This is a genomic window from Priestia sp. SRI_019 (assembly GCF_057586255.1).
Window position 1 is genome coordinate 1,410,517 of sequence record NZ_JBYCZN010000002.1, and the last position, 24,241, is coordinate 1,434,757.

Annotated in this window: 27 protein-coding genes and 1 riboswitch; of the genes, 7 read left to right on the forward strand and 20 right to left on the reverse strand. The window is 38.8% G+C overall.

Annotated elements, in window-relative coordinates:
- Positions 1-45 precede the first annotated feature (45 nt).
- From AC2YJL_RS17425 to AC2YJL_RS17435, 3 genes are all read left to right on the forward strand, one after another.
- A complete protein-coding gene (locus AC2YJL_RS17425) occupies positions 46-1,884 on the forward strand; it encodes a bifunctional homocysteine S-methyltransferase/methylenetetrahydrofolate reductase (protein WP_014461038.1) in 1,839 nt (612 codons plus the stop codon).
- Entirely contained in the window at positions 1,885-5,328 is a 3,444-nt protein-coding gene (metH, locus tag AC2YJL_RS17430) for a methionine synthase (RefSeq protein ID WP_050689412.1), read from the forward strand.
- Between the two features lie 377 nt (positions 5,329-5,705).
- A complete protein-coding gene (locus tag AC2YJL_RS17435; protein ID WP_251567606.1) occupies positions 5,706-6,503 on the forward strand; it encodes an HAD family hydrolase in 798 nt (265 codons plus the stop codon).
- Positions 6,504-6,573: 70 nt separating this feature from the next.
- Here the strand turns inward: AC2YJL_RS17435 and AC2YJL_RS17440 are convergent, their stop codons facing one another.
- The 5 genes from AC2YJL_RS17440 to AC2YJL_RS17460 form a co-directional block, all read right to left on the reverse strand.
- Positions 6,574-6,780: a hypothetical protein gene (locus AC2YJL_RS17440; protein ID WP_050689414.1), complete on the reverse strand. Its 207-nt coding sequence runs from the start codon at positions 6,778-6,780 to the stop codon at positions 6,574-6,576.
- A gap of 48 nt (positions 6,781-6,828) precedes the next feature.
- Positions 6,829-7,092, reverse strand: coding sequence for a hypothetical protein (locus AC2YJL_RS17445; protein WP_251567605.1), 264 nt, complete (start codon positions 7,090-7,092; stop codon positions 6,829-6,831).
- A gap of 204 nt (positions 7,093-7,296) precedes the next feature.
- Entirely contained in the window at positions 7,297-7,671 is a 375-nt protein-coding gene (locus AC2YJL_RS17450; RefSeq protein WP_251567604.1) for a cbb3-type cytochrome c oxidase subunit I, read from the reverse strand.
- Positions 7,672-7,845: 174 nt separating this feature from the next.
- Positions 7,846-9,144, reverse strand: coding sequence for an NCS2 family permease (locus tag AC2YJL_RS17455; protein ID WP_251567602.1), 1,299 nt, complete (start codon positions 9,142-9,144; stop codon positions 7,846-7,848).
- 230 nt (positions 9,145-9,374) lie between these two features.
- Positions 9,375-9,662 carry a hypothetical protein gene (locus AC2YJL_RS17460; protein ID WP_230932055.1) on the reverse strand — a complete coding sequence of 96 codons (288 nt, stop codon included), beginning with the start codon at positions 9,660-9,662 and terminating at the stop codon, positions 9,375-9,377.
- Between the two features lie 676 nt (positions 9,663-10,338).
- Between AC2YJL_RS17460 and AC2YJL_RS17465 the strand changes: the two genes are divergently transcribed.
- On the forward strand, positions 10,339-10,698 hold the full coding sequence (locus AC2YJL_RS17465) for a YueI family protein (protein ID WP_013082250.1): 360 nt from the start codon (positions 10,339-10,341) through the stop codon (positions 10,696-10,698).
- A 25-nt stretch (positions 10,699-10,723) separates the two neighbouring features.
- Here the strand turns inward: AC2YJL_RS17465 and AC2YJL_RS17470 are convergent, their stop codons facing one another.
- From AC2YJL_RS17470 to AC2YJL_RS17485, 4 genes are all read right to left on the reverse strand, one after another.
- On the reverse strand, positions 10,724-11,437 hold the full coding sequence (locus tag AC2YJL_RS17470) for a cell wall hydrolase (RefSeq protein WP_251567600.1): 714 nt from the start codon (positions 11,435-11,437) through the stop codon (positions 10,724-10,726).
- Between the two features lie 312 nt (positions 11,438-11,749).
- Positions 11,750-12,076 carry a hypothetical protein gene (locus AC2YJL_RS17475; RefSeq protein ID WP_013082248.1) on the reverse strand — a complete coding sequence of 109 codons (327 nt, stop codon included), beginning with the start codon at positions 12,074-12,076 and terminating at the stop codon, positions 11,750-11,752.
- A gap of 147 nt (positions 12,077-12,223) precedes the next feature.
- Positions 12,224-12,418 carry a hypothetical protein gene (locus tag AC2YJL_RS17480; protein ID WP_028407908.1) on the reverse strand — a complete coding sequence of 65 codons (195 nt, stop codon included), beginning with the start codon at positions 12,416-12,418 and terminating at the stop codon, positions 12,224-12,226.
- A gap of 17 nt (positions 12,419-12,435) precedes the next feature.
- Positions 12,436-13,281: a patatin-like phospholipase family protein gene (locus AC2YJL_RS17485; protein ID WP_013055989.1), complete on the reverse strand. Its 846-nt coding sequence runs from the start codon at positions 13,279-13,281 to the stop codon at positions 12,436-12,438.
- A 320-nt stretch (positions 13,282-13,601) separates the two neighbouring features.
- On the opposite strand from AC2YJL_RS17485, the gene AC2YJL_RS17490 reads away from it, so the two are divergent.
- Both AC2YJL_RS17490 and AC2YJL_RS17495 read left to right on the forward strand, forming a co-directional pair.
- The gene (locus tag AC2YJL_RS17490) at positions 13,602-13,787 is read left to right on the forward strand and encodes a YkvS family protein (protein ID WP_013055988.1); all 186 of its coding nucleotides are present in this window, start codon (positions 13,602-13,604) and stop codon (positions 13,785-13,787) included.
- Between the two features lie 316 nt (positions 13,788-14,103).
- Complete coding sequence (locus AC2YJL_RS17495; RefSeq protein ID WP_029325093.1) at positions 14,104-14,331, forward strand: hypothetical protein; 228 nt, start codon at positions 14,104-14,106, stop codon at positions 14,329-14,331.
- Between the two features lie 33 nt (positions 14,332-14,364).
- Here AC2YJL_RS17495 and AC2YJL_RS17500 read toward each other — a convergent pair whose 3' ends face one another.
- The 9 genes from AC2YJL_RS17500 to AC2YJL_RS17540 all read right to left on the reverse strand — a co-directional run bounded on the left by AC2YJL_RS17500 (position 14,365) and on the right by AC2YJL_RS17540 (position 22,132).
- Positions 14,365-15,066, reverse strand: coding sequence for an NAD(P)H-binding protein (locus AC2YJL_RS17500; RefSeq protein WP_013055986.1), 702 nt, complete (start codon positions 15,064-15,066; stop codon positions 14,365-14,367).
- Positions 15,067-15,134: 68 nt separating this feature from the next.
- The gene (queF, locus tag AC2YJL_RS17505) at positions 15,135-15,632 is read right to left on the reverse strand and encodes a preQ(1) synthase (RefSeq protein WP_013055985.1); all 498 of its coding nucleotides are present in this window, start codon (positions 15,630-15,632) and stop codon (positions 15,135-15,137) included.
- Positions 15,633-15,730: 98 nt separating this feature from the next.
- Positions 15,731-16,462: a 7-carboxy-7-deazaguanine synthase QueE gene (queE, locus tag AC2YJL_RS17510; protein WP_308201942.1), complete on the reverse strand. Its 732-nt coding sequence runs from the start codon at positions 16,460-16,462 to the stop codon at positions 15,731-15,733.
- Positions 16,455-16,895 (reverse strand): 6-carboxytetrahydropterin synthase QueD, encoded by a 441-nt coding sequence (queD, locus tag AC2YJL_RS17515; RefSeq protein WP_195695037.1) that lies wholly within the window; start codon positions 16,893-16,895, stop codon positions 16,455-16,457. Before queD ends, queE begins: the two co-directional genes overlap by 8 nt.
- Positions 16,895-17,560, reverse strand: a complete 666-nt coding sequence (gene queC, locus AC2YJL_RS17520; protein ID WP_211110573.1) for a 7-cyano-7-deazaguanine synthase QueC — start codon at positions 17,558-17,560, stop codon at positions 16,895-16,897. The genes queD and queC overlap by 1 nt, the downstream gene beginning before the upstream one ends.
- Positions 17,561-17,790: 230 nt before the next feature.
- Positions 17,791-17,834: riboswitch (PreQ1 riboswitch) on the reverse strand.
- Between the two features lie 70 nt (positions 17,835-17,904).
- Positions 17,905-19,026, reverse strand: a complete 1,122-nt coding sequence (locus tag AC2YJL_RS17525) for a GerAB/ArcD/ProY family transporter (protein WP_251567598.1) — start codon at positions 19,024-19,026, stop codon at positions 17,905-17,907.
- Between the two features lie 26 nt (positions 19,027-19,052).
- On the reverse strand, positions 19,053-19,289 hold the full coding sequence (locus tag AC2YJL_RS17530) for a hypothetical protein (protein ID WP_251567596.1): 237 nt from the start codon (positions 19,287-19,289) through the stop codon (positions 19,053-19,055).
- An 11-nt stretch (positions 19,290-19,300) separates the two neighbouring features.
- Positions 19,301-20,500: a Ger(x)C family spore germination protein gene (locus tag AC2YJL_RS17535; protein ID WP_050689420.1), complete on the reverse strand. Its 1,200-nt coding sequence runs from the start codon at positions 20,498-20,500 to the stop codon at positions 19,301-19,303.
- Positions 20,501-20,524: 24 nt separating this feature from the next.
- Complete coding sequence (locus tag AC2YJL_RS17540) at positions 20,525-22,132, reverse strand: spore germination protein (RefSeq protein ID WP_195695040.1); 1,608 nt, start codon at positions 22,130-22,132, stop codon at positions 20,525-20,527.
- Positions 22,133-22,339: 207 nt separating this feature from the next.
- Between AC2YJL_RS17540 and AC2YJL_RS17545 the strand changes: the two genes are divergently transcribed.
- Complete coding sequence (locus tag AC2YJL_RS17545; protein ID WP_013082239.1) at positions 22,340-23,059, forward strand: 3-ketoacyl-ACP reductase; 720 nt, start codon at positions 22,340-22,342, stop codon at positions 23,057-23,059.
- A 65-nt stretch (positions 23,060-23,124) separates the two neighbouring features.
- On the opposite strand, the gene AC2YJL_RS17550 is transcribed toward AC2YJL_RS17545, so the two are convergent.
- Complete coding sequence (locus AC2YJL_RS17550) at positions 23,125-23,250, reverse strand: DUF6254 family protein (RefSeq protein ID WP_013082238.1); 126 nt, start codon at positions 23,248-23,250, stop codon at positions 23,125-23,127.
- Positions 23,251-23,337: 87 nt separating this feature from the next.
- The gene (locus AC2YJL_RS17555) at positions 23,338-24,219 is read right to left on the reverse strand and encodes an alpha/beta hydrolase family protein (RefSeq protein ID WP_195695041.1); all 882 of its coding nucleotides are present in this window, start codon (positions 24,217-24,219) and stop codon (positions 23,338-23,340) included.
- Between the last annotated feature and the right edge of the window lie 22 nt (positions 24,220-24,241).

Consider the following 24,241-nt stretch of genomic DNA (forward strand, 5'->3'; position numbering starts at 1 on the left):
AATCACTCGTGAAATAGAAGCGGAACAATTTAAGGAGGTTTTGACATGGGGTTACTTGAAGATTTAAAGTCTAAAATTTTAATTGGGGATGGTGCCACTGGTACCCTCCTTTACTCACACGGTATTGACAGCTGTTTTGAAGAACTAAACATCACCAAACCAGAAGAGGTTTCTCGTATTCACAGAGCCTATGTAGAAGCTGGTGCAAACGTTATTCAAACAAATACGTACGCTGCTAATTATCAAAAACTTGCCCGTTATGGATTAGAAGATTCAGTCAAAGACATCAATGTTGCTGGTGTAAAATTAGCGAAACAAGCTGCAAAAGATCAGGCTTACGTGGTTGGTACACTCGGTGGAATTCGTTCTTTCCAAAAAAACGCTATTAGTTTAGAAGAAGTTAAACGAAGCATTCGTGAACAAATGTTTTGGCTTTTAAATGAAGGCGTGGATGGCCTTTTGTTTGAAACATACTATGATTTCGAAGAATTAAAAACCGTTCTTACACTGGCAAGAAAAGAAACGGATAAGCCTATTATTACCCACGTTTCCCTGCATGATATTGGCGTACTGCAAGATGGGCGTCCTTTAGCAGATGCATTAAAAGAATTAGAAGACTTAGGAGCAGATGTTGTCGGGCTAAACTGCCGTTTAGGTCCTTACCATATGATTCAGTCTCTTGAAGAAGTACCGCTTCCTGATCGTGCTTTCTTATCTGCTTACCCTAATGCCAGCCTTCCTGCGTATGTGGAAGGAAAGCTGGAGTATGAAACGAATGAAGACTACTTTGTAGAAAGCGCACGTTTATTCCGCGAACAGGGGGTTCGCTTAATTGGAGGATGCTGCGGTACAACACCAGCTCACGTACGCGCAATGTCATCTGCCTTAAAAGACCTGCCTCCGATTACAAGTAAAGTCGTTAAAATGAGACCAGCCGTTACGGTTCAAGAGCGTGAGCAGCAGGATAAACCTCATATGCATGAAATTGTGAAGAAGCGCCGCTCGGTTATCGTCGAGCTAGATCCGCCTAAACAGCTGGGTCCGACGAAATTTTTAGAAGGCGCAAAAGCACTCGATAAAGTCGGCGTAGATGCTATTACATTAGCTGATAATTCTCTTGCCTCACCTCGCATCAGCAACTTGGCAATGGCAACACTGATGCAGCAAGAAACAAAAGCACGACCGCTTATTCATATTACCTGTCGCGATCGAAATTTAATTGGACTTCAATCTCATTTAATGGGACTTCATACGCTAGGAATGAATCAAGTTCTTGCAATTACCGGTGATCCGTCAAAAGTTGGCGATTTCCCTGGCGCCACTTCGGTCTACGATTTATCTTCATTTGACTTGATTAGTTTAATCGCTCAATTTAATGAAGGACTATCTTATTCGGGTAAACCACTTGGTCAAAAAACCAATTTTTCCATCGCAGCTGCCTTTAACCCAAACGTGCGTCACTTAGACCGAGCCGTTCAGCGTTTGGAAAAGAAAATCGACTGCGGGGCTCACTATTTCATTACTCAGCCTCTCTATTCAACTAAGCAAATTGAAGAGGTATATGAAGCAACCAAACATTTAACAACACCGGTATACATCGGGATCATGCCGTTAACAAGCGCGAGAAACGCTCGATTTATTCACCATGAAGTACCTGGAATTAAATTATCAGAAGATATTCTAGAACGCATGGACGCAACGGGAAATGACCGAATTCGCGGTGAAGTCGAAGGTCTTGCGATTGCAAAAAACTTAATTGATACAGCATATGAGCTTTTTGACGGTATTTACTTAATTACGCCGTTTATGCGCTATGAAATGACCGAAATTCTAACACGCTATATTCATGACAAGCAACTTGTTACATCAGAAAGGAAGATATAAATGAGCTCACTTATCGAACAACAACTAAAGAAGCGAATACTCGTCATCGATGGAGCAATGGGAACGATGATTCAAGATGCTGATTTAACCGCTGAAGATTTTGGCGGCGAAGAATATGAAGGCTGCAACGAATATTTGACTCGAACAGCGCCTCATGTGATTCAGCGCATTCATGAAGAGTACTTTGCAGCAGGTGCTGACATCATTGAAACCAATACGTTTGGCTCAACATCTACCGTACTTGATGAATACGATTTAGGTCACTTGGCGTATGAATTGAATATCGAAGCTGTGAAGCTTGCTTGTGCAGCCCGCGATAAATATTCAACTCCCGAATGGCCTAGGTTCGTAGCTGGAGCTATCGGTCCTACGACTAAAACACTCTCTGTTACCGGCGGTATTACATTCCCTGAGCTAGTCGAAACGTACGAAGAGCAAGCTCGGGGTTTGTTAGACGGCGGCGTTGACTTACTTTTAGTCGAAACCTGTCAAGACATGCTGAACGTAAAAGCCGCGTTTCTAGGCATTACAGCAGCGTTTGAAAAACTAAAAACCGAAGTTCCTATTATGATTTCAGGAACAATTGAGCCGATGGGAACAACTCTCGCTGGTCAAGATATCGAATCTTTTTACTTATCACTGGAACACATGAAGCCTCTTTCAGTCGGACTTAACTGCGCGACAGGCCCTGAATTTATGACGGATCATATTCGCTCTCTTTCAGACCTAGCCACTTCAGCAGTTAGCTGTTATCCAAACGCTGGACTTCCGGATGAAGAAGGCAATTATCATGAATCCCCTGAGCTGCTTGCTCAAAAAATTAAAGGGTTTGCTGATAAAGGCTGGCTGAACTTTGTAGGCGGATGCTGCGGTACAACGCCGGCTCATATTAAAGCACTGGCTGAAGCGGTAAAAGAGGTTGCGCCTCGTTCGCTTGATCGCTCCGAGCATAACCATGCTGTAACCGGTATTGAACCACTTGTATATGACGATTCTATGCGCCCTCTTTTTGTGGGAGAACGTACGAATGTAATCGGTTCTCGCAAGTTCAAGCGTCTGATTGCAGAAGGAAAAATTGAAGAAGCATCTGAAATTGCGCGTGCTCAAGTTAAAAATGGTGCTCACGTTATTGATATTTGCTTAGCAGATCCAGACCGTGAAGAAATGGAAGACATGGAGGAGTTTATTCAAGAAGTTGTAAAAAAAGTGAAGGTTCCTCTTGTAATCGATTCAACGGACGAGAAAGTTATTGAAAAAGCTTTAACGTACTCACAAGGTAAGGTCATTATTAACTCCATTAACTTAGAAGATGGTGAAGAGCGTTTTGATGCAATCTTACCGCTAGTAAAAAAATTCGGTGCAGCTCTGGTTGTTGGTACAATCGATGAAACGGGCATGGCCGTTACTGCAGAACGAAAAGTAGAAATTGCTAAACGCTCACATGATTTGCTTGTTGAAAAACATGGATTTAATCCAAAAGATATTATTTTTGACCCTCTTGTGTTTCCTGTAGGGACTGGTGATGAACAATATATTGGTTCTGCTGAAGAAACAGTTAAGGGAATTAAAATGATTAAAGAAGCCCTGCCTGATTGCCTGACCATTCTCGGCGTAAGTAACGTGTCATTCGGTCTTCCTCCAGTCGGACGTGAAGTACTAAATGCGGTTTACCTTTATCACTGTACGCAGGCTGGACTGGATTATGCCATTGTTAATACAGAAAAATTAGAGCGCTATGCTTCTATTCCAGAAGCTGAAATTGAGCTTGCTAATGCGTTATTATTTAACACAACTGATGAAACGTTAAGCACGTTTACCGACTTTTATCGTGATAAAAAGAAAGAAGCAAAAGTAGAAATTTCTACGCTAACGCTCGAAGAACGATTGGCAATGTATATTGTCGAAGGTACAAAAGAAGGATTGCTTCCTGATTTAGAACAGGCTTTAGCTCAATATGATGATCCTTTAGATATTATTAACGGACCGCTTATGAAGGGGATGGCGGAAGTTGGACGTTTGTTTAATGACAACCAGCTGATTGTAGCTGAAGTGCTTCAAAGTGCGGAAGTGATGAAAGCATCCGTTGCCTTTTTAGAACCTCATATGGAAGCAACTGAAAATGATTCTGGAAAAGGCAAAGTGATTCTTGCGACGGTTAAAGGCGACGTGCACGATATCGGTAAAAACTTAGTAGACATCATTTTAAGCAACAATGGTTTTAAAGTAATTGATTTAGGGATTAAAGTAACGCCGCAGCAGCTGATTGAAGCAGTAAAAGACGAAAAGCCAGACATCATTGGCCTGTCAGGTCTTCTAGTAAAGTCAGCTCAGCAAATGGTTTTAACTGCACAAGATTTAACACAATCAAGCATTGATGTTCCAATTATGGTAGGAGGGGCTGCTCTTTCCCGTAAATTTACTGACTTTAAAATTGCCCCGGAATATGAAGGTGCGGTCCTCTACGCCAAAGATGCGATGGACGGATTAGCGTTAGCAAATAAGCTGCAGAATAAAGAAGAAGTTATTCAGCTTTTAGCAGATTTAAAAACGCGGCAAGAAAAGAAAGTAACGGTTCGAGAACGCCAGCCTCAAACCACTCAAGCAGCTACGGCTGTTTTAGAAAGATCCGCCATTTCAACGGACGCTCCTGTTTTTGTACCGGCTGATTTAAAGCGGCACGTTGTCAAACACTACGATTTGGCACAGGTTCTTCCGTATATTAACTGGCAGATGCTTTTAGGCCATCACTTAGGACTAAAAGGAAAAGTGAATAAGCTGCTTGCTGAAAAAGACGAGCGTGCTGTTCAATTAAAAGAAACCGTTGATGACCTGCTCGAACTGGCCCTAAAAGAAAACTTAATTAAGCCAGCGGTTATTTATCAGTTCTTCCCTGCTCAAGCAGACGGAAATGATTTAATTATTTATGATCCTGCTGATGAGAAAACAGAAATTGAACGCTTTACCTTCCCTCGACAAGCAAAAGGACAGTTCCTGTGCTTATCTGATTTTGCAAAGCCTAAAGAAAAAGAGATGGACTATGTATGTTTCTTCTCTGTAACAGCAGGAACAGGCATTCGCGAACGCGCGGCGAAATTCAAAGAAAACGGCGAATTTTTAAAGAGTCACGTGTTCCAAGCTCTTGCGCTTGAACTGGCTGAAGGATTAGCAGAACGTGTTCATCAGCAAATTCGTGACCGCTGGGGATTCCCTGATTCGCCTGACTTTACAATGGCGGAGCGTTTTTCAGCCAAATACCAAGGTCAGCGTTTTTCATTCGGATATCCTGCATGTCCAGACCTTGAAGACCAAGCAAAACTGTTTAAATTACTTAAACCTGAAGACATCGGCATTCAGTTAACAGACGGTTTCATGATGGAACCAGAAGCTTCTGTTACAGCCCTTGTTTTTGCACATCCTGAAGCGAAATATTTTAACGTATTGTAAAATATGGCCGCGGTCTTTTAGACAGCGGCTGTTTTTTACAGTGAACAAACCTGAAAAAAAGGCTGCGACAAATGGATTGTAGCTGAAGAAAGATCCGAACGGTAAATCCAGATTCTTAATTGAGAATCAACTGCGTTCGGATTTTTTTCATTGTGATCGTGAACTGGATTTCATGTAGCTGTTTCTAGCTGTTTGAAGGGCAAAGCGAAGACTCCTGCGGAAAGAATTGATGTAGTTATGTCTTAATCTCTTTGAATTCACAGCCGGTTTGAGCTTTTTTTATGAGTTTCTTGGGAAACACTGATAGAATAAGGAATGTAATAAATTTGTAACGCTCTTATCACAGCAAATTTTTCGGGGAAAGGAATTTTCAAGAAATGATCAAATTATTTGTAAGCGACTTAGATGGCACTCTTTTACACGAAGAAAAATACGTAGAACAGCATAATGCAGACGCACTTAGTGAACTTCAGCGCCAAGGAGTAGAGGTTTGTATTGCTTCGGGACGAATGGATACGGAAATTTTAAAAATTTCTACTGATATTAATAATACTTTTCATCGCATAAGCCAAAACGGAGGATTTGTGTGGACCAAAGAAAATCAAGAACTTCATGGAAAAGTGTTTGAAGATGATTTAGCAGTTCAACTTTATAAAAAAACGATAGATCCTAACCGTATTACGCTTGTCTGTTCAAACGACACGAATTATGTAGAGCAGCGAAATGAAATTATTGAAGCAATTGAAAATCACATGTTTTTCCCTATCGAAGAACAAATTGAAATGACAGATTCATTTGGTCACGCTCTTTCTCCATCTAAAATCACGGTCCTTGGAGATCACGATGAAATGGTAGCTCTGCAAAAAGAAGTGAACGAAGAGTTTGGTGATTATATTGATACATATATTTCTGCCAAGCAGTGTTTGGATATTATGCCTAAGCATATCAGCAAAGGAAATGCCATTGAAATTTTATTAAATCATCTTCAGCTAAAACCAGAGGAAATTGCATGTGTGGGGGATTCATTTAATGATATTCCTATGTTTCAATTAACGCCGAACAGTTTCGCTATGGCTACAGCTCCTGAAGCCGTTCAGCGCCACGCCTCTGCTGTTGTGTCATCTGTTAGTGAAGCAGCGCGTATTGTTTTAGAAAAAAATAAGCAAACAACCTAAAAAAAGCGGTCAACGTTTAAATTGACCGCTTTTATCTATTTAATGAGAAAACTTAATAAGAAAACGGTAGTTATTTTTTTCGTAAAGAACGAAAAAATTCACCTAAGCTTTTTTGCTTCCCATCTGCATGCTCTCCGTGATTAACCAAGCTGCTGATTCTTTCTCGTCGAACAACAACCATAATAAGAGTGGCAAAAAAGATAATGGAAACGGCAATGACAATCAGTGCAAGAACGGATGCTACAATAGCTTCAGAAGTCGTTAGTGACGATAGCATCTGCCTCGTACACCTCCATTTCGTTTGTGGCGAAAAGGAGCCTAGCAATTAGAAATGCAAATAATCTTTTTTCTCAGCTTGATGCATGTTATTATACACCATTTTCATTTTAGAAGCTGTAGCTTTTAAAGACGTAGAAGAATCCACATCTTCGGCTAAAATAATGTTTACTAAGTCAACCACAGAACGAGACAACAACTCTACATTATTTTGCAACTCTAATTCGTCATAAGTTGTACGGTCTTGAAGACGAAGTCGAATAATTTCATTTGCTAGCTCCCTAACACGCACTAATTGTTGATGTTCTCCCATAGTATCTCCGCCGCAAGAAACTTATAATCAGCCCTTTTATTGGCTTTTATAAGAGCTAGAAATCCCTGCAGCTTACCCCTCCTTATAAAGATGCCTAGCACACCTTTATGTAAATCACACTTTCACCTTGTTTACATGTATATTCGCTATAGCTGGTTCTTTTTCCTTTTGAAATTAGCAGCCATCGTCACCGACCTTCTTCGTTTATCCTTCAGATTTCAAATTTTTAAGGATGTGATATACGAAAATTAAAACGCCAATAGCCGTAAGTGTTGCTCCTGCTGCCAATACGGGTGTAAAAGCTGGGTTTTCTAGTACGATCATGAAAAATAAACCAATCATCATGACCGGTAATCCTATATTATGCAACCATACGTGCAGTTTGGCTAATTTACTTTCGCTAAACGTAGGAAACAAATAATAAATAATTCCCGCTAACGTAAGCGACGTCCATCCTAATAAATTGATGTGCACGTGAACAGGTGTCAAAGCGTAGTTGTGAACAATTGACATATAATAACCCAATACGATGCCAATTCCAAAATAAACGGCTGATATTTTAATTAATTTAATTCCCAACGTTTTCTCCCCCTTATATCCCCCTCCGACTTCTGTACTACTTTACGCAGGAAACGTCATTTTAGAAGCGGCAGATTAGCCAAAGGACACGAAATACGGAGTATGATATCTAAAAAGAGGATTCTTTACCGCAAACACAAAAAACAGCTGAGCAAAAGTACTCAGCTGTCTATTTTAAGCAATATAATGCAGCACAAAATTCAAGAAAAACAACAGCGCGCTTACATACATAAACATCGATACTTCACGCATTTTACCAAGGAATAATTTAAGCAGTGGATACGCAATGAACCCAAATGCAATTCCATCAGCAATGCTGTACGTAAGAGGAATAAGCGCAATAATTAAAAATGCAGGGAAACCTTCTGTTAAGTCCTGTAAATTGATGTTTTTGATATTTTGAATCATCAATGCTCCAATAACAATGAGAATAGGTGCAATAGCACTATCTGGAACCAGCTTGATAAATGGAATAAACAGAAGTGAACTTAAAAATAAAACTCCTGTAATCAGCGATGTTAAACCCGTTCGCCCTCCTGCTGCAATACCAGATGCTCCTTCTACAGAAGACACCGTTGGACTTGTTCCAAACACGCCGCTTAGCAAAGCTGAGGCGGCTGTTGCTTGAAAGGCCCGCGGAAATTTGCTATCTTGATTTATCATACCTAGCTGACCATGCAGCAAACCGATATTTTCAAAAATCAATACCATTGTTAATGAAAAGACAGCTGCCCAAAACGCAACGTCTCCAATAGCTCCAAACGACAATGTGCCAAAGCTGCTAAAGAAGTCGTTCACGCTCCCAGCGGACTGTCCTTTTTCTGCACCGCTTCTTACACCAAGTAAGAAGGCAAGGACTGATCCAGCAATCATGCTTAACAAAAAGTTACCTTTCACATTTCGGATAAACAGTACGATTGTGATAATTAACGTCAACAGCGTACTGATCACAAACGGATCTGACAAGTCTCCAAGTGCTACAAAAGTGTTTTCGCTTGGAACTACAAGCTTCCCTTTTTGCAAACCGATAAATGTTAAAAATAAGCCAACACCGACTGTTATCGCTTCTTTTAGCGAATGCGGAATTGAAGAGACAATTTTGGCAGACAGTCGTGAAAAAGCTAATGCTATAAAAAGAAAGCCGGATATCACTACTGCCAATAACCCTTCTTGCCAAGATAACCCCATTGATTGAACCATCGTATACGTAAACAATGCATTAATCCCCATACCTGGCACCAGAATAAGAGGCGCATTTGCCCAAAAAGCCATAATAACACAGCCTACAAAAGCCGAAGCTACTGTTGCGAATATTCCTGCTTCAAGCGGAATACCGGCATCAGACAAAATGGTTGAATTAACAGCAATAATATACACGATGGAAAGAAATGAAATGACCCCAGCTAAGCTTTCTTTTCCGACAGTTGTTTGATGGTCGTTTAAACGAAACAACTTTTCAAATAATGCGTTCAATCTAATTTCCTTCTTTTCATCTATCCCTCGCCCACCCAGTGACCAAAAATGCCACCGAAGTTATTATAGCAAAATCAACAATTGTTGCAAGGAAAACTTGTCTCCTTTAGCTTAAGCGTTCATTCCTTATTTAAAACTGTTATCATTTTCTAAACGTAACGTCTTGCATTCATTCTATATATACCTTGGATTGGACATAATAAAAGAGCGCTTTATCAGCGCTCACTGTTTTAATAATAATAAGGATAATATGGTGGGTACGGCGGATAATATGGTGCTGGATAACCGTAATAACCTGGACCTCCTAGTGCACTTCCAAGAACTAATCCTCCAAGAAATGGAGCTCCAAAGCCCCAACCCCAAGGGCGACCAAAGCCAAAGCCGAACCCCGGACGGCCGAAGCCAAAACCAGGACGACCGAAACCAAAACCTGGACGACCGAAACCGAATCCTGGACGACCAAAGCCTCCAAAACCACCGAATGGTCTTCTTAAGTCATTAATATCAAATTCTTGCATGATACATGCCTCCTCAAATTATATTTCATTCTCTTTATTACATATGTTATTCACCTACTTCTTGCATAGGCAATCGCCTCTTTTTTTGTGATTTCTTAAAAAATATTCCTTTTCTACTACCTCATTAGGATTAAACAAGCGTACAAACATATATTTTTTAAGGCTTTGAAACATACTACATGTAACTTATGTAAAATAAGAGAGATAAAACGAGGAATGCACCTTTATAATTTTCAGCAGCTGCTGCAATGAGAAATAAACATAATGTGAACGCATAAAAAGAACGCTCAACAAAAATGTTGACCGTTCTTCTTATGAAAATCCATAGCGATTTTTTATTAATTTATCTGACCCTTTGCTTGACCGTATATGCCCTAAAGCTATATAATCCCCTTTTTATACAATGCGCTTTGAACATAAAATCATAGGAGCGTCTCCCCAAACGCTGCTATGTATGTATATCTGTAATCGCTTACAAACCTTTAATAAAAAACCGATATGATTTTCTATCTATTTACATTAAACAATATTTCAGGCTAAATTTCAACACATTTTTTGTTTTTCTTTGTACTCAGCAAAAAAAACAGGTGATATAGCACAGCGATTTTCCTTTTTTCCTGTCCCTTTTACTTATAGCCATAATCGTTTATAGTTTATAACGAAAGGAAGTGACGCAATGTCTGATCAACTAGAAGAATACTTAGAACGAGGAATGTACGGAGCAAAGGAAACAAAAAGAGACGAAAGAAGATATTTCTTAACTGCTCTACGTGAAAATATTGAACTTGCGCTAAAAAAAGGGCAAGTCATGAAAAAGGATGCAGCAAAAATAAAGCCTCTTTTAAAAAAAGTGAAAGACGGTCATTTGTTTTTAAATGGCTCCTTGTCTTATTCATACCTCTCCCCCTATATTCAAGCGGCTAACCAACATAAAGTGCCTTTTACTATCGTTCAGAACTTAGAAGCTGATACCGATATTGGTCTGGTTTTAACGGGTTCTGAAGGCAGTTTGGAACGAGATATTTTTTTAGACTAAAAAAAAGAGCCAGAACGGCTCTTTTTTATTTAGCAAATACATGATGATCAATTGTTTTAATTACAGCACGTGAACGAATCCAGTTATCGGTAGCTGTTTTTGGATTATAAAAGTAAATGGAATCGTCTAAACGATCTTTTCTAGTCAATGCTTGCTCTACTGCTTTTTTCGAATCTTCTGAAGCAGGTTTGTTAATTGATCCGTTTTGGACCGGTGAAAAAGCGTATGCTTTTCCGACAACTTGTTTAATAACTCCTGTTACCGTATCTGGAAACTTCGGAGAATCTACACGGTTTAACACCACTGTTGCTACCCCTACTTTTCCTTCATATGATTCGCCTTTTGCTTCAGCTTCTACTAAGCGTGCTAATAAATCTTTTTCACTTGCTGAAATCGAAACTGCAGGTGTTTGCTGTTCCGTCGGTTTCGCTTCTGGTTTTGGTTCTGACTTGGCTGTATTAGCCGGTGCTGCCGTTGAAGGTTCCGTTGTTTCAGCAGCCAGCACTTTTGTCTTACTCGGAATCGCTAATGTTTCACCAATATAAATCATATCTCCTTGACGATTGTTTAATTTTTTAATATCGTCAATTGTTACACTATATCTTTTACCTAACTTCCAAAGACTATCGCCTTTGACTACTTTATAATTAGTTGCAGCCGTAGCTGTTGCATTAAAACCTATAAATGAAAGAGTAGCTAAACAAGCTACTACCATTGATTTCATATAACTATGTTTCATAGGTAATACCTCCTGAAATTTCGTATGGTATTACTCTATCATAGCTATATAGGGGTTTCACCGAACGATTCAATTACATTTCTTTAAGTTTGATGAACAAAATTACGTTCGGAACACAATTATGACATTGTACCTTGTTTTTTGTCATAATAACGGTAATTTTTCTGAAATACAGGTATATTTTCCCGGTTTATTTCAGTTTAATCAGAAATTTCTTCATTTGTCTTTCCCTTATAATTCTTATGATAAACATTTAAATTCATCTACTTTTACACAAAAGAGCTGAATGTTGTAATCAACATTCAGCTCTTTTTAATCTTCGATCTCAATTTCTACAACATCATAGAAATCAATCACTAGCTTAGCACCCGTATCATCCATAAACGTAAAGACGTCTTGATCATCTGATAAATGTATCACGTATCCGGTCAACTGCTGTTCACTGTTGTCGTAAACAGTAGTAATTAGAATTTTTTTATGATCTACATATGCTTCTTCTAATAACGAATGGAGGTCATAGTCCCCGTCATCTTCGGGCCGGTTCGTTAACAGCATCCCATAAGTCGTCATTCCATTTTTATCTTTCCATATATGATCTGCAAAATAAAAAGGTGCTGTACTTTTTCGAAACTCATCCATAATATCCCTCCTATAACTAAACACGTTTATTCGCTCTTACCGTACGTTACTAAATAAACGCACAAGCACTTGTAACAGTATATTCTCTACTGTACAGGCTCATACATCCATTATATAAGGCATAATCAAATAATGCCATCATTTCGTTTAGCTCCTAGGAATTTCTAGATACGTATAGGTAAAATTCCCACCGCGTCCAGCTATTCCACGAAAATGTTTGAAATCAGGGCGATTTACTAAAAAAGGGCGAAAAGCAAGAAAGTCTTCTTTTTTGACTTTAATTTCGGTTACTTTTCCTTCACTTAACTCATTCAACATGTTTATGGCTGTTTGTTCATCCATTCAGTTTCACCTCGCTTTTAACTGTTCAGCCAATTTTGCAGAGATGCAAATTGAGCTTCAGCTTCTTTATATCCTTGGTTGTAAAGAGCGTCAAGACGCTCACGATTCTTCTCAATCCGCCCTACTACAAGAGGGGTTTGCGGACGAATCACAAAGATATTCCCCTGTCTTTCCTGTTCTTCAATATATGACAATGTTTCATTATACAATTTATAGCGGTTCTCAAGCGCACGAGTCAGCCCATCATAATGACGATATTTGCGCTTCAATAACCAAAGCATATTTGATTTCTTTTTTCGATATCCTTCGTTTCGCGTTAGCACAACAATATTTTTTCTATATCCATCCTGCACTGCTTTTTTGATTGGAATCGGATCACTGATTCCTCCGTCTAACAGCTCTTTTCCTTTATATGTAACGACAGGTGCTAAAAATGGAAGGGAACTAGAAGCGCGAACCGCTGTCAGAATGTCCCGGTCATACTCATCAAAATAAACGGGTTCTCCAGTCACACAATCCGTTGCTCCTACTACAAGCTTCTCTGTACGCTCAGCAAATGCCTCAAAGTCAAATGGAAGAAGCTGATTAGGAATTTCATCAAAAACGAAATCCATTCCAAATATCTCTTTTGTTTTAAAATAATTTTTCCACGACAAGTAGCGAGGATCTTCTAAAAAATCTAAATTAGCTTTGCGACTTCTTCCTATTTGTCTAGATAAATAAGAAGTGGCATGACAAGCGCCGGCTGAAACGCCAATTACATACGGAAGGTACAGATTTCTTTCCATAAAGTAATCTAAAACTCCAGTTGTATAAAGGCCTCTCATACCGCCTCCTTCGAGCACGAGTCCAGTATCTTTCAATTTCTACACCTTCTAATTCTTATAATTTATGACAAGATTATACCTCGTTTATTATAACGAAAGATACACAAAGATGGAACTGTCCTGCTTCTCTCTTTCATTAAAGCTACCACTTCAAAGCTACCAATTCCTTTTATTTCTCAGCACATTTTACTTATTTTTTCAATTTTATTTTATATTTTTTCAAAAAACTCTTTACTAATTCCCAGTTTTAAGGCAAAATTGTAAAAAAGAAAACGCTAACTAGTTTTACTATTTTTAAAATTAAAATTATTCAAAAAATTATAATGAACTAATTTAAAACAAAGGAGCGATAAATCATGAAAATAGCAGAGGTAGGAAACTTGATAGAATTTAAAAATGGCTTACAGGGCATTGTCGAAAAAGTAAATGAAAACTCCGTGATTGTAGATTTGACTTACATGACAAACTACCGTGATTTAGACTTAGAACAGCGAACTGTTGTCAACCACAAAAACTACACCATCATTAATCCAGCTATGTAAAGGAAAAAAGCAGCCGGAAAGCAAAAGCGGTTGCTTTTTTATTGGTTTTGAAAGAATTGATTCTTTTGTTCTTCTGTAATAATCCCCAGCTTATACATGAGGTAAATATACTGTTGCACCTTAACATCCTTCGAACTTTTTTTCACTGTACTCCCTCTTTTCTAAAATGTTTCTTTATACAATAATATATGGCTGAGATAAAAAAAGTTTCCTTAAAGAAACAAAAACAGGCCCCATTTTTTCTTGAAAGGGGCTTATTTTCGTGTGACAATAAGAACAAGCTACTACTATCTTCTTACCGAAAGGAATTACTAGCATGTTTGATACTGTATTGTTTATCGTTGCTCTTATTGTCATTCTTTTTTTCATCGTGCAGTTCGTTTTTAAACGCAAACAAACTTCAAATAAAAAAACATCCGTTGAACCCATGAATTATGCCGAGGAAGATTCTAACTCCTACACAAGCTGGAGTGAATCTGCTTCTAACCACGATCATGATGGCGATGGAGATAGCGGTGGAGATGCGGATGGTGACGGAAGATAGAAAAAAAGCCCCTTCTTATGAAGAGGCTTTTCTTTATTTTGATAATACTCGCTTGCCGTTGGTAAACGAATAATAGCATTCACCTGTATAAATGTCTTGACTTTCATGTACATGAACGCCACATTTATCTTCAAGAGCAGCTTTCATCATCGATTTGGCTACGTTATACGCTTTAATTGGACGATACTTTCTCCACTTTCCTACAAGGCAAAATGAACACGACTTTAACGTGTATCCCCCAATTTTTTCAAATAGGCGAAACTCTTGGCGCTTGCCTAATAATAACGATGGGCGGAAAAAGTGAGTAGAACGGATATATAAGCTTGCGATATCTTCTTCTACTTGCCCCTTTACTTTACTGTAAAAGAATGGCGAACGAAGATCAGCACCAATTGCTGTAATCGTTAAAAAGTTTTTGCAGCGATATTTTTCTGCACATTTAGCCGCTTTTAAAGGAAATTCGTAGTCCACTTTAATGAATTTCGCTTTTGTTTTTGCTTTTTTCATTGTCGTGCCTAAACAGCAATATACATCATCAACTGCAAAGCATTCTTCGTGCTTATCAAGCTCTGAAAAATCAATTTCAAGCTGACGTAGCTTTGTGTGTTCGATTGGTAGCTTTTTTCGAACAAACACTGTCACATGGTTATATAAGCTGTTGCTTAATAACATTTTTAAAAGTTCTTGACCAACAAGTCCGCTTGCACCTAATACTAATGCTGATCTCTGTGACATTCTTTCACCTTCTCACCTGTTGTTTTTGCAATGGAAAACAGGTTGCATACACAACCTGTTTGTTCGAATTAACGATTATCAATTGTTTCTGGGTATAAATCATGATTCATCAGGCGATAATTAGCCATTTCTTCATACTTCGTACCGGGACGGCCATAGTTTGTATATGGATCAATTGAAATCCCGCCGCGTGGTGTGAATTTTCCCCATACTTCAATATATCTTGGATTCATCAGTTTAATTAAGTCATTCATAATAATATTCATACAGTCTTCATGGAAATCTCCATGGTTACGGAAGCTGAACAAATAAAGCTTTAACGACTTGCTTTCTACCATTTTTTCATCTGGAATGTAGCTAATATAAATGGTTGCGAAATCCGGCTGACCTGTTTTTGGACATAAGCTCGTAAATTCCGGACAGTTGAATTTCACAAAATAATCACGATTTGGATGTTTGTTATCAAATGCTTCTAGAATCTCTGGTGAATATTCAAACAAATAATTTGTTCCTTGATTTCCAAGGAGTGATACACCTTCTAATTCTTCATCTTTTCGACCGCTCATTTGCATTTCCTCTCTTTCTACGATTGTCATTCTAACAGCGTTTTTTTATTTTGTATATATCTGTTTTTATTTTTCTTTGTAAATTTTTTGCTATGCGCTTACACGCCTCGTTTATTTCCCCAAACAAGGGCGTGAACCTGCGGCAGAACTCTTACATCGTTCATGTTTTTAGCTGCCACTGCCTTATCGATTAACCACTCATACTTTTTAAGCAATTCTTGTGTTAACGACGCATTATCGATTGTCGTTAAGTCCTCGTTGCCTACCTGAACAAAAAATGGAACCTCAGGATAACGTTCATGAACAGACGCTGCATACTCAAAGTCCTCATCATTAAATACAACGACTTTTATGCTTATATGTGCCATGCGTTTTTCCTTTATTAATGTCTCTATAATATCGTCCAATACGGGGAAATTTGTTTTCATTAATGAACTTGGAGGCTTAGGGGAAATCGTTAAATCATCGATCTTTAGGAACCAATCCTGATAACGGCTTCCCTGTGTTTCAAGAGCTGCTTTTACCCCTTGACTGTGCAAAAGCTCTACAAGTGAACCAATCGCCTTGATAAGCGCAGGGTTCCCTCCAGAAATGGTGACGTGATCAAAGCACTCGCCTCCAATTTCTTTTAGCTCCGTCCAAATTTGTTCTGCTGTTAGCTGACGAATATCGTTTTTAGCTGATCCATCCCACGTAAAAGCTGAATCACACCAGCTGCAGGAATAATCACAGCCTGCGGTACGAACAAACATCGTCTTACGTCCTACAACCATTCCTTCCCCTTGAATCGTTGGTCCGAATATTTCAAGTACTGGAATTGTATTAGCCACGTTTTTTCACCTTCTTTGGGCGGTAAACTACGTAACTTGTCGGCGTTTCCCGCACGAATACTTGTACGCAAGAAGGCTTATTTGGTAGTGTGTCTAGATATTCTTGAACCAACTCATAAATTTTACGAGCAACAACTTCAGTTGTAGGAAAATCATTTGGATTTTCTTCGTTAAAGATAGAATGATCGTTCAATAATGTATGATCAAATTGACCAGAAACAATTTTTTTCAATAGCGCAAAGTTTACTAAAAAGCCCGCTTCGTCTAATGTATCTCCGGCAACAGTTAGATTTACAAAATACGTATGTCCATGGACTTGACGGCATTTACCTGCTTCTGTGTGAGGAACAAAATGTGCCGCAGCAAACTGCATATCTTTGTTCAGTTCATATTCATAGTTATGAAATACTTGAGGATACATTTGTTGCAACATTATTTCTCTCCTCCTTCTTTTGTTTGCAGGTATTGATCTAACCCGCGTTTTCGCAATTGACATGCAGGACATTCGCCGCATCCGTCAGCAACAATACCGTTGTAGCACGTTAATGTTTTTTCACGCACATATTCAAGCGCTCCTAGCTCATCCGCTAACGCCCACGTTTCTGCTTTATCAATCCACATAAGCGGCGTGTGAATCACAAACTCAAAGTCCATTGATAAATTAAGCGTGACGTTTAACGATTTCACAAATACGTCTCGACAGTCTGGATATCCCGAAAAATCAGTTTCACAAACGCCTGTTACGATATGACGGCCTCCGCTGTTTTTAGCCAGCACGGATGCAAATGATAAAAATAACAGATTGCGGCCGTCCACAAACGTTGTAGGCAACTCTCCTTCTTTTTGCTCGATCTCAATATCATCTCGCGTTAAGGCATTTGGTGCTAATTGATTTAAAAGTGACATATCTAGTACGGTATGCTTCACACCTAAATCAGCTGCGATAGCTTTTGCTACCTCTATCTCTTGGCTATGACGCTGACCGTATTGAAAAGTAACCGTTTCTACTTCTTTAAAGTTTTTCAAAGCCCAAAATAGACATGTTGTGCTATCTTGACCTCCGCTAAATACAACAATCGCTTTTTCATTTTTCATCATTACTGTTCGTCTCCTTTTTGATTGAAATCAAAAGAAGAAGAAACTTTATTGAACCGTTCGTTCCCTTTGTGACTAATTTTATAACACAAAAAAGAGACTGCTCTTTTCCAGCAATCTCCCTAAAAAGCAACTAAGATACACGTCCTCGCCAGCATACACGTCACAAAGACGTGTTGATAGAAAAGCACGTGAAAGAAGACACGCTAAAACCGTGTCTTTTGTCATCAACGATGATCTTAGTTTTTTATAGAGGGAGTTTTCGAACCTCTCCCGTACGTATACAAACGTGTACGGCGTTTCTTCTTGAATTGTCATCGTATTATACCACATGCTTATAAATAATGCTATGTTTGTTGGCTTCTATCGCCTTTAGCTGCCTTATTTTTCTTTATATAAGAAAGAGCAATAAATAACAACGGAAAACAAACGCTTAGTACAAATAAATAAAACGGCCAGTAATATTTTTCAAAATAATTGAAGTACGCTGTATTGGGAATAATGTAATACGCCACGCCTGTAATAATTAGACCTAAAGGAAAGCTTAAAAAATTGCGCACCCGTAAATTACACAATTGGACGATACTTAACTGAATAGCATAGAACACAATGACAACTTTGAAAAAGATAGATAACATCCAAATAATAGCTACTAATACTTCAACATGCTGAATCGTTGCACCTAACGAAATCATTTTTCCTAATAAATAAACTGGGTAGCTGTGCATCGACGCAATATTCGCACCAAGAGCTAATATACAAGCCGCAACTGCAATCGTAATCGTCAAACCCGATGCGACAGTGCCGATAACAAACATTCTTTTTACCTTTTTGCCATCTTTTATATGAGGCGTAATCATTAGCACAAAAATCAATTCCATAAACGGATTTCCTAAGAAATACGTGGTCCCTAACACTAAATCAGCCATGCGGAATTCAAACAAAGGGTAAAGACGATCAATTTTCATCTGAGGAACATTTAAAACAATTAACAATAAAAAGGGGACCACAATCCACGGCAAAAAGATTTCCGCGGTTCTCGCTACCACTTCAATACCTAGATACCCTCCGTATATAACAGCTAAAAGAACAAGGGCATGAATCCACGTAGGCAGCGTTTCAGGGACAATTTGAGTGGTCATAAATGTACTGATGTCTCGAAGCGAAAACGTAGATTGAATGAACATAAAGAAAATGTAAATAAGAGAAATACACGTTCCGGCATAAGGACCTAGCGCCTGTTTAGCTATTTGAATGAACGTTTGCTGAGGGTAACGCTGAATCAGCCATAAAAGCACCGCAACGATTAAAAGTGCAAAGCCAATAGCAAGCACACCGCAAAACCACGCATTTTGTCTATTCGTCTCTAATAACGTAGCCGGAACTGCCAAGATGGCGCTTCCGATACAAAAAACATAAATTAAAAAAAGAAATTGTTTTGGACTAATAAATTCCTTTATTTGCATCATACACACCTTCTCTCCTACATGCTTGCTCACGTGAATAACAGATGATGAATGGTTCTAGTAAGAGGCTTAATTACTGCCTCTAAAAAGTACAGAGGCGTAGGAACTTCTTTACGGAGTGTAATCGATCCCCAAAAGAATAGACCCAAACCTATAAGACAAAGGTAGACGGCTATTTCACGATAATACTTTTCCTTTCGGAAGTTGATCATTGTTTTTTTAGTCAAATAAGCAAGCAGTACAAGTAAGGCGATAAATCCCTCCATTTTCTTTCTCCTTAATGCTTCATTTGCTTCATATATGAGTTATTTAACGTGCCTAAGCGACGGATTTGAACTTTTGCATCTAAATCGACGGTTAAATCCTCTGCGTAAATTCTGTTCCAGTCTCTTTTCATTTTGTACCATTTCTTTACATCTTGTCTGTAAAACGCTTCGCCGAAACCAAAGATATCGCTTTTATAGGTTTTTTGAGCTTTTTCTACTGCATCATTCATTTTTTCTTTTACGTCAGCTGCTGTTTTTCGTTCGAGCATATTGATTACAGCTGGGTCCTGTAAATTCACTTGACACTCTACATCAGCCACGTTCGCTTCTCCTTTTAAATCAACGTGAATATGAGGTTTATGATTTTTCATAGTAGCTGTCACCTTGACATTCGTTCGAAGCATTTCTACTCCAATGATATCATGCTGTTTTTCTTTTTTTTCGCATGGAATAACAATTAACGTACTTTTTACATTTCCTGTAATATAGTTATATCCTTTACTTTCGTCTTCATTGAACCAGCCGATAAGCTTATCATTTTGAAAGACACCTAACCCTTTGAAATTTAGCAGGGTGGAAAGATTGGTGCGAGAAATACTAGACATATCGCCTGCATTTTTCACATTGCCTTTTAACAATACTCCTGATAACACCGCCTGCTTTCCTTCGCTGGTTAAATTACTGATCAGTTCATTTAACTTTACTCCTCTAGTTGGTGCCCAAATACGCTGTGATACGTCTAATGAAGCAAACATGTGGTTAGCTGGTATTTTTTCGATTGTTGTTAATACGTTCAGCACGCTCGCTGCTTTCGTGTTTTTAGCAATAACAACAAAATAATCGGTACGCACTTCATGATCCCGAGCAAAGAAATCAAGCACTTCAGCGATACCGTCTTCCGCCATGCTTTCGCTAATGACAAGCATTCGTAAATGAGAAAGATAAATTTTCCGCGGAGATTTTGTCGTTATTTTTCTTAACCCTTCCATTACAGACGAAGCCTTAATAGAAAATGTGGTAACAGAAGGCCCGTTTGTAGGGGTTTTGGCCTGAATATCACCAGGGTTAATCAGCTGAACTGTAACAATGATGCCATCTTCTGCTTTATCAATTCCGACAGCAACCGTAATGGCTAGTTCATTCAACTCTCGACTGCTCCAGCAGCCGCTTAATAGCACTGAACAGATACATAACATTAGAAATGCTTTCATAGTAAACGGCCACCTTTACACAGTTTAGTTTTTTTGCGTCTTTTGACGTGAAATATTCTTCTCGTTAATAAGCTTTGGCCTTGTTTTCATTTTTTTGATCGAACGTCTAATCAGAACATCCTTTTGATCACGCTTCACAAATGGAGCCATAGGTGTCATATAAGGGACTCCAAATGACCTTAAGCTGCATAAATGTAGAATCATTAAAATTAACCCCAGGATAATACCGAACAAGCCAAAAGTAGCTGCTAACACCATTAAAATAAAGCGCAGCATCCTTACTGCAATAGCCATATCATACACAGGTGACACAAAGTTACTAATAGCGGTGATGGATACAACGATAACCATTGCAGGTGAAACTAATCCCGCTTGTACGGCGGCTTCTCCTAAAACGAGTGCTCCCACAATCGAAATCGCTGAACCTACTGCTCGAGGCAATCGGACTCCTGCTTCTCGCAAAATTTCAAACGTGATTTCCATAATAAACGCTTCAATAATAGCTGGAAAAGGAACACCTTCCCTTTGAGCTGCAATACTAATTAACAAAGCAAAAGGAAGCATCTCTTGATGAAAAGTAGTTAAAGCAATATAAGCAGAAGGTGTTAAAAGAGCTAAGAAAAATGCCATGTAGCGCATTAAGCGAATCAATGTACTAATATCTGCGCGCTGGTAATAATCTTCGGCCGCTTGAAAAAATTGAATAAATAGGGCAGGAACCATTAATACAAAAGGTGTACCGTCTACTAAAATGGCTATTCGCCCCTCTAAAAGACCTGCTGCCACGGAGTCTGGACGCTCCGTGTTATGCATAGTAGGAAAAGGTGTATAATCTTCATCTTGAATCAACTCTTCGATATATCCGCTCTCCAAAATACCGTCTATATCAATTTTAGAAAGACGCTCCTTTACCTCTTGAATGATCTGTTCATCCGCAATGCCGTCTATATAAACGAGCGCAATATCCGTTTTTGTAAACTCTCCTATTTGCTGTGATTCAATCCAAAGTTTTGGAGATTTTATTCGGCGCCGAATCAATGCGGTATTCGTTCGCAGTGTTTCTGTAAAACTGTCTCGAGGCCCTCTTACAACGGTTTGAGACTGTGGTTCAGAAACAGCCCTGTCTCTCCACCCTCTTGTACTTGCCACAATACACGTTTGATACCCTTCTAAAAACAGTACGGTGTCTCCTGATAACACATGAAGAAGAGCATCATCCAGTGTCTTTGCTTCCATGATTTCACCCGCTGCCAAACTATAGCTTTTAATCAATTCGTACATATTAACGATGCCATCATCATGTGTTAAATGTTCATCGTGATAGTGCATAATGGAGTCCAGCGCATAGTGTTCAACTTCGTCTTTATTTACTAATCCGTCGATGTAAGCAACACCTAAAGTAAATTTTTCTTCAATCGAAATTCGAAACTCTCGCACAACTAAATCCGTGCTCTGTCCCAGTGCTTTTTTCATGCGGGATAAATTATCTCCCACCCTCTCCGATAATTTCTGCTCTTCCTGTGTAGAAGAAGCACTAGTATCCTTAGTGTCCTTAGAGTCCTTCGATTCATCAGCTTTTTCTTTCCGCTGTTTGGATTTATTCGTTAACTCAGATAGTTTTTTTATACGCATTGTTCATCCTCCACTACATTGAACGAAAAGAAACGGAATTTCTTCTTTTTAGTCTCTATAGTTTTTGTATGAAAAGGAAATTTATACTTGAAGCCATTTTAATAATCTTTATTTTTGACATCATTTGTGCATTTCTATAGGATAGTAATGGATAATTCTTTGTTATTATGAAGAATGTTTATGCGGAACATTGAAAGGAGTCTATACATGGCACAATCACTTAAAGGCAAAGTAGCTCTTATTACAGGAGCAGGAAAAGGCATCGGTCGTTCAACTGCGATTGAATTAGCAAAAGAAGGCGTAAATATCGGTTTAATTGCTCGTACAGAGGCAGATTTAAAGGCTGTTGCTTCTGAACTAGAAGCATTTGATGTACAAGTTGCTTATGCAACAGCAGATGTTTCTTCTATGGAAGAAGTAAACGCAGCAGTTGAGCATCTACATACAAAATTAGGGGCAACGGATATCTTGATCAACAACGCGGGAATCGGTAAATTCGGAAGCTTTTTAGAGCTAGACCCAGCTGAGTGGAAACAAATCATTGATGTGAATTTAATGGGCGTTTACTACGTAACGCGCGCCGTTCTACCTCAATTAATCGAAAAAAACGGTGGAGACATCATCAATATTTCATCCACTGCTGGTCAAAAAGGCGCTCCCGTTACAAGTGCTTACAGCGCTTCAAAATTTGGCGTGCTCGGCTTAACTGAATCTCTAGCGTTAGAAGTGCGCAAACACAATATTCGTGTAACAGCGCTAACACCAAGTACAGTAGCAACGGAATTAGCATATAAAGAAAACTTAACGGATGGCAATCCTGATAAAGTGATGCAGCCTGAAGACCTAGCAGAAATTATGGTAGCACAATTAAAACTGCATCCGCGTATTTTTATCAAATCTGCGGGCATGTGGTCCACAAATCCATAAACAAACATAGAAAAAGGAGAGCGTCAGCTCTCCTTTTTTGTGTCTTTCTTTATATGATGGTTACCTTATTTACGTTTAGGCGTGATTTCTTCTGATAGTTCTTCAAAAGATTTTACTTTTCCATGCGATGGGTTTTGTGATTGTTTTCGTACATTCCACTGACGCTCTTTTTGACTTTTAGACTGAGTCATTTTGCTTCATCCCCTTTTTATATGCTTACATGTAGTAGGATAAAACAAGCTGCTCTTTTCCATTCATCAAAACTGCTTCCAATTTCTTTACTGCTTAGCTAAATGTATTTTAAACCATTTATCAATTTCCGCGTTATATTGATCATAATATGCAGTTAGCGGATGGTCTCCGTTTTTGTACAGTACATATTTGTATTCTTTTCCCTGCTCATCTAGTTGTTTCACAAGCTTTTCAGCCTGAGTGTGGTGAACTTTACGATCATGATCACCCTGTAAAATTAAAAGAGGTGAATTTACTTTATCGCTCCAATAGACAACAGAACGACTTTTATACCTCTCTGGATATTGTGCCGGATCTCCTACAATTGTCCGCAGCACTTGTTTCATTTCAGTCCCTCTTTGATCATAAAATTGAAACATATCGGTAATACCTGATTGTACGACAACTGCATCAAATTTAACGCCGTTTTTCATCGTCAAATACGTCATCATGCCGCCGCGTGAATATCCTAGCGCTACCTTTCGCTGGTGATTTACATAAGGAAGCTGTTCTCCCCATTTAATAAGATTTAATACGTCGTCAATATCTTTACCGCCGTACGTCTCTGTTCCTTCACTTCCGCCATTTCCCCTGTATTGAGTCGCAACAACGACGTAGCCTTTACTTGCCCAGTATGACAAATACTGAAGTGTTTTTGCGCGAATCATGCCATGTTCGCGATTTCCTCCGCGATTATATACTAAAAGCGGATAATGTTTGTCTGCAATGTCTTTAGGCTGTACTAAAAACCCTTTTATCTTTAAATTATCACTAGGATACGTAATGCTATATACATCTACTTTATTTGAATAAGGCGATAATAAATTCAATTTTTCTTTATTTACATCATCACTTTCAGCTCGGTTAAAAACCGCTGTCACACCGAGCACAGCTACAGTGATTAATGCAATGATGCCCCATTTTTTCAACAGAAACCCTCTCCTCAATAAA